Origin of the sequence: Actinotignum timonense (assembly GCF_900155575.1) — a bacterium.
Taxonomy (GTDB): domain Bacteria; phylum Actinomycetota; class Actinomycetes; order Actinomycetales; family Actinomycetaceae; genus Actinotignum; species Actinotignum timonense.
The window spans coordinates 1286898-1293176 of record NZ_LT706966.1 but is presented as its reverse complement, the minus strand read 5'-3'; the positions used below and the strand labels follow the sequence as shown (position 1 = coordinate 1293176).

Here is a 6279-nt window from a genome sequence, read left to right as displayed (position 1 = left end):
CCCGCCAATATAACTTCCGAAGAAGTGTTTTTCACCCCGCGGAAGAAAGGCTTCGTGGCCGCCCTTCCGTAAGGCACCAGATGAGATTACCCAGGGAGGAAAGTTACTGTCAACTTTTGAGGCGGGAACGTGGCCACCACCACTCCCCCGGCTGCCCGGCGAGCGCGCCGACCGCTAGCTGCGCCGTCGTACCTACGCGTGCAAGGGTGCGTACGCACGTGCCGCAGGGCCCATATACACGCTTACGCGCACGCACGCGCACTACCGCGCACGTACGCAATGCAATAGCGCGCCCATGCGCCGCAACCGAACTTAGGGCAGGCGGTGAATCCATTCGGGCGTGGAGAATTTCGCCTCGTAGCGTTCCTGGGCCACGCGCAGGTCCTCCGCGGTGATCTGCCCCTGGCTCGCGCCGTATTTCTGGGTGAAAACGTCTTTGAATACTTCGATAATGGCGTCGCGTTCCATCCCGGTCTGGCTCTTCATGGGGTCCACGCGCTTGTTCGCGGAGCGGTGCCCGCGGTTCTTTTTGCCCGCGCTGCCCATATTGAGCACGTCCATCATTTTGTCCGCGTCGATGTCATAGGCGAGGGTGACGTGATGAACCATATAGCCGGTCGCGAAATGCTTCTGGGCGGCGCCGCCGATTTTGCCGCGGTCGGAGGCGATGTCATTGAGGGGGACGTAGTGGGCTTTAACCCCCACCCGCGCGAGGGCTTCGATCACCCAGGCATCCAGGAAGGGATAGGACTCCAGGAAGGACATCCCGTCCACGAGCGCGGTGGGCACCACCAGCGAATACGTGATGCAATTGCCCGGCTCCATGAACATGGTGCCCCCGCCGGTAATGCGCCGGCCCACGGTAATCCCGTGGCGGTCCACCCCGTCCTGGTTGATCTCATTGGAATAGGACTGGTAGGAGCCCATGACCACGAGCGGGCGGTCCCATTCCCAGATACGCAAGAAGGGCTTGTGTTCCCCGCGGGCCACCGCTTCGGGGAGGGTTTCATCCATGGTCATATTGAGAACCGGGTGGATAACCGGGGTGTGAAGGACCTCGAAATCGATATCTTCCCAGGCCAGGGCGTGGCCGACGGCGCGGCGCACCGCCACCGCGACCCCGCGTGGGCTCAGCCCGAAGAGGTTATCGGTGGGGAGCACCGCCGCTTCCACCACCTGGGCAATATCCTCCGCGGAAGCATCCGCGCTCAGCCCCTCGATGGCATCGGTGATACGCCACAGCGCGCTATCCGGTTCGATGAAGAAATCACCAGAGAGGCGAACATTCGCGAGTTTGTTATCGACCACGTCCAGGTCAACAATGGCCATTTTCTGGCCGAGTTCCTTGTATTCGCCGTGCATAAGCGTTCTTCTTTCTGTCGCGGAAGGTGAGGGATGAGCGGATGGTTAGAGAAGTGCGCCGTCGTGCGACTCCCCGCGGGAAATCGCGGTCATCGTGTCACGATTGACCACCTTGACGCGGGCGCGGCCCTGCTGGGCGCCGAGGTTTTCCTCGAAAGCTTCCAGGAGCTCCCACCCTTCCCAAGTGGTCCATTTCACGCCGCGTTCGGTGAGGAGGTCGAGGAGCCCGCGCCCGCCCGAGCCGTCCCCGGTGGCGCGCGCGATGCCGGCTTGGGCGTCGGCAACGAGGTGGCGGATGGTTTGGCGCGCATCGGATTTCGTGGAGCCGATCAGGCCCACGGGGCCGCGTTTGATCCACCCGGTCACGTAGTAGCCGGGGATGGTCTCCCCCGTATCGGTGACGATACGACCTTCCTCATTCGGGATGACCCGGTGGATGGGATCCCAGGGCAGCCCGTCCAGCGGTTCGGAGGCGTAGCCGATAGCGCTATAGACGGCTTCCACCGGGTAATCCACGGTTTCGCCGGTGCCGGTCACGGTGCCATCCCCCTGGAGCTGGGTGCGTTCCATGCGGATGCCGGTCACGTGATCCGTGCCGAGGATTTCCACCGGCGCCTGCATGAGGTGGATGTGGATTCGGCGCGGGGCGGTCATTTCTTCCGGATCGTTGAAGACCCAATCCGTGAGAAGGTCGACTACCTGGCGGGTCATCTTCGAGGAATCCAGGGCTTCTTGGGAGCCGGCATCGTATTGGAAATCTTCGGGGTAGACCTGGATATCCACCCCGGCCACTTCACTCAATTCGCGCAGCTCAAGTGGGGTGAACTTTACCTGGGCCGGGCCGCGCCGCCCGAAGATATGCACGTGTTCGACGGGGTTAGCGCGCAGCCCGCGCTCCACATTCTCCGGAATATCGGTGTGGGCGCGCAGATCGTCCGCGGAACGCACGAGGATGCGGGAAATATCGAGGGCCACATTCCCCACCCCGATAACCGCGACGTTGCGGGCATTCAGGGGCCAGGTGCGCGGCACATCCGGGTGGCCGTCATACCAGGAAACAAAATCCGCGGCCCCGTAGACTTCCGGAAGATCGGCGCCCGGGACGTCCAGGGGTACGGATTGATCGGCGCCGGTGGCGACGACGACGGCATCGTAAAACTCGTGAATTTCGGACATGTGAACGTCTTCCCCGATTTTCACATTTCCGAGGAAGCGAATATCGCCGCGTTTGAGGATGGCGTGGAGGGCTTTGATAATCGAGCCGATGCGCGGGTGGTCAGGCGCGACCCCGTAACGGACCAGGCCGTAGGGAGTGGGCAGCTTATCGAAAAGGTCAATGCTGACCGGGATATCGGATTTGCTGAGGATATCCGAGGCGTAAATCCCGGCCGGTCCCGCGCCGATCACCGCTACCCGATAGGGGCGTTCCGGGGTGGCTTGCTCGGGGGCGGGGGATGCATGTGTCACGGCTAACTCTCCTTCTGCGTTCACCTCCCCTATCTTAGCGAGCCGCGCGCACGGCGGGCAGGGTGGTACTGGGGAACATCGAGCCACACAGAGTGGTACTGCACGACAGAAAATCGGGGATTGGCTGTAGCTCCAGTACCACTTTGTTATCCGACCCGGTCTCTCTCCTCCTCAGAGTGCGCATTTCGAACCGTCAACCCCGTCAAGTGACGCTTCTATATGTTGTCAAGAGGCAAGTACGGTTTCCTCGGCACGCATATGCCTGGTCAAGAGGCGATACACCCGCCGGGCCAGGTAGCGTTTAAGCACACGTATAACCTCGCGTTTCGTTTTCCCCTCACCAAGGCGCTTTTNTCCCACAGCGGATCCTGGCGTTCGGCCAGCCGCACAATTCCGCCGCTGCGGCCCGCGCTAGCGGGTAGTTCGGTGTCCACGCTGTAGCGCCCGGCGGCTAGCGCGCTGCCGTCCAGGGTGAGGCGCGCGGCATCCACGGCGCTCGCCTCGCTGCGGGTCAGTCTCCAAGAAAGCTGCTGCTCAGTGGCGCTGATCATATCGAAACGCCCGGTTGCGCCCAGGGCGCGGGCGAGCTCCCCGGCCCGGGGTGCCTGGGCGGGGATCACCACGTAGGAGATAGCGTGTTCGGCCAGGATATCCGCGGCGCGCGGGTTCCCGGCGTTCATATCGGCGACGGCGCTGGCCACCTCCGCCGCGGCGGCATCCCCGGAGTAGGTTCCTTCCAGGGCCGCGAGCGCGCCGGCCATGGTGTTATCGGTGAGTTGGCGGCCCGGCCCGCGCCAGATTTCGGCGCGAATACCGTTCTCCGCCGGGTAGAGGGCGAGGACCCGCACCCGATCCGGGGAGGAGGCTTCGAGGGTGGCGGCAGCCGGCACCGGCCTCCCGGTTTCCTGCTGCAGCTCGGTGGTGCCGGTGAGGGCCCGGCTGAGGTAGAGACCCGATCCGGCCAGGGCGCTAAGTATCAGCACCGCAACCGAGCCCAGGCCGAAGAGCTGGTAGAGCCCGAAGGAGCGCCCGCTCATATCGGTGCGCAGGCCATCCCCGGCGCTCACCAGCGCGATCCACAGCCCGCCGAGCGCCACGCTCAAGCCGATACCGCTCCAGGCTGGCGCGCTGAGTGCGGTGGCGCCGTCGTACACCTGGGCCACGGATACGCGAGTGGAGGCAATCGCCCAGGCGAAACCGGCCGCGGCGATCAGCCAGCCGGCGCGGATGCGCTGCCAATTGCGCGCCCGCCCCAGGGCCAGTACCGCGATCACCACGAGGCAGGCCGCGCAGATGAGGGCAATTTCCCCGAGCCACGGAAGTGCCTCAGGTTGGGCGAGGGGGAAGAAGGAGAGGAGGTCGAGGGTGCTCGGGCGGGCCGCGAAAGGCTCTCCCGGGGTGGCAAAGAGCAGCCGCCAGGAAGCTTCGAGCCCGGGAATAACCACCACGGCCGCGGGGATCACCACCCACAGCCAGCGCAGGCGCCGCCAGCGCAGTGCCCCCACCAGAGCAATGAGAAGAAGCACGGCGAGCATGACCGGGGCCGCGGCGGCCAGGTAAATGCCGGCGAGCGCCGCGGTGCCCAGACCCGCGGTGGATTCGATGCGGTCGCGGGTGCGGGGCAGGCGCCACACGGAGAGCACCGAGGCGGCCAGCACCGGCACAAGTATATGGACGAGCACCCCGGCCACGTGGCCCGCGCTCAGCGCCCCCACCAGGGGCCCGGCCCCGGCCCAGACCAGGCCGGCCACCGCANACCGGGTGAAAACGGTGCTCTTATGCGCACTTTGTTTTCGGAGGCGGCTGCGCATGGTCAGTTACGATCTGGGAAATAGGGCGAGGGGCCGAGCATAGGGCGCGGGGCCGAGCACAGGGCGCGGGGCCGAGCACAGGGCGAGGGACCGGGCATAATGCTCGGTCCCTCGCCTTGGTGTGTATTCGTGGCTTTGGCCCGCTTGTATTCCGCTGCTATCCCGCTACTCAGTGCGGCAGGTGCGGCGCGGGCCACACCGGGGTGCAGTCTTTAGTGCACCGTGGTGTCGAGACGAATAATCCCGTAGGTCCAGCCGTGGCGCAGGTAGACCGCGCACGGCTGCTTCGTTTCTTCGTCGATGAAGAGGTAGAAGGGGTGGCCTACCATTTCCATTTCGTAGAGAGCCTGGTCCACGGACATGGGATTGGCTTCGTAGAGCTTATCGCGCACCACAACCGGGGAATCCCCCAGCTGGGTTTCTACCGCTTCCCCGGTAGTTTCGGGGCGGGTGGGATGCGTTGCTTCCACCTCGGCTTCGGGCGCGGGCTCCACCTGCGCTTCTGCCGCGAGCTCCTCCGCGGTGAGCGTGAGCGGTTCGCCCACCTTCTCAACCACACGCCGATGGGACTTGCGACGATCACGCGAGCGGCGCAGCCGCTCAAAAAGCTTTCCGGATGCTAGATCGAGGGCGCTGTACTGATCAGCAGCTGAGGCCTCAGCCCGGATAACCGGGCCCTTATCAATAACCGTGATTTCGATAACTTTCGAGTTATCCGCTTGGGCGGGGTTCTTTTCCTTCGACACCTCTACCTCAACGCGCTGAGCGCGCGGAGCGAACTGTTCCACCTTCGCGATTTTTTCTTCAATGTGATTGCGGAAACGGTCCGAAACTTCAGTGTTCCTACCCTTGACGATAATCTCCACGGTGTCCTCCTTGGGATGTAGTGGCGGGCGCGCGGCCCGCTGAAAAAATGCCCGCTTCTCACGCGGATAAGAGAGGCACCACCCCCTATCCTGGGTCACCCGGCACGCATGCGGCTCAACGTTCACCATTGCTCGTTTCGCCCGCTAGCGCGGCCGGCACCGTTATTTCGTAGCATTAAGTGTAGTTCAGTTCACAACATTCTGAAAGGGCTGGAGCAGCGATAACGCTGTGCGCGAGTTCGCTGGACGCGGATCCGGAGCGAGGGCTAGGACCAATGCCGCAACCACGTGCCCACCCGCCTGCGCGATGGCTCGGGCGCAACCGGCCAGGGTAGATCCGGTGGTGAGAACATCGTCAATAAGAATGACCCGCCCGGGAATGGTGATGCCCGGGCTCAGCCGGATCCCGCGGCCTTTTGCGGCCCGCTCCCGCTGACCGGCAAGGTGGCGCTGCCCGGCCCGGGCCCGCTTTTCTTGCGCCGCGTGTTTTGCGCGGGTCAGGAGCCGCGCCGGAAGCGCGCCGAGTGCCCCGCCGCCAGGTGCTTCACCGCGCAGGATGCCGCCGAGTAGCCCACTACCCGCGCTTTCCCCGCTGATGAGCACCGGTGCGGCCCGCGCATCTACTCCCCCGGCAACCAGCCCCCGCGCGGCGGCCTGCGCCAGGTGCCCGGCAATGAAACGCCCGGCCCGATGGCGAGCCGCGCCCGAGGGCGCGGGAATAACGCTGAGCGCCGTGCCCTCCCAGCGCGGAGCGAGCTGCCGGCAGCGCTGCG

General features: G+C 64.8%; 3 protein-coding genes and 1 pseudogene. All 4 read right to left on the bottom strand.

The features are described from left to right. Nucleotides 1-312: 312 nt before the first annotated feature. Nucleotides 313-1362, bottom strand: a complete 1050-nt coding sequence (locus CZ322_RS05385) for a lipoate--protein ligase family protein (RefSeq protein WP_087070525.1) — start codon at nt 1360-1362, stop codon at nt 313-315. A gap of 45 nt (nt 1363-1407) precedes the next feature. Continuing rightward, nucleotides 1408-2829 (bottom strand): FAD-dependent oxidoreductase, encoded by a 1422-nt coding sequence (locus CZ322_RS05380; protein ID WP_087070524.1) that lies wholly within the window; start codon nt 2827-2829, stop codon nt 1408-1410. Nucleotides 2830-4852: 2023 nt separating this feature from the next. Beyond that, complete coding sequence (hpf, locus tag CZ322_RS05370; protein WP_087070522.1) at nt 4853-5506, bottom strand: ribosome hibernation-promoting factor, HPF/YfiA family; 654 nt, start codon at nt 5504-5506, stop codon at nt 4853-4855. 186 nt (nt 5507-5692) lie between these two features. Then, nucleotides 5693-6279: pseudogene (locus CZ322_RS05365) on the bottom strand (hypothetical protein); the annotation flags it as partial.

Excerpts from the sequence above, each read along its gene's own strand:
- CZ322_RS05385 (WP_087070525.1), bottom strand. The coding sequence starts at position 1,362 with ATGCACGGCGAATACAAGGAACTCGGCCAGAAAATGGCCATTGTTGAC.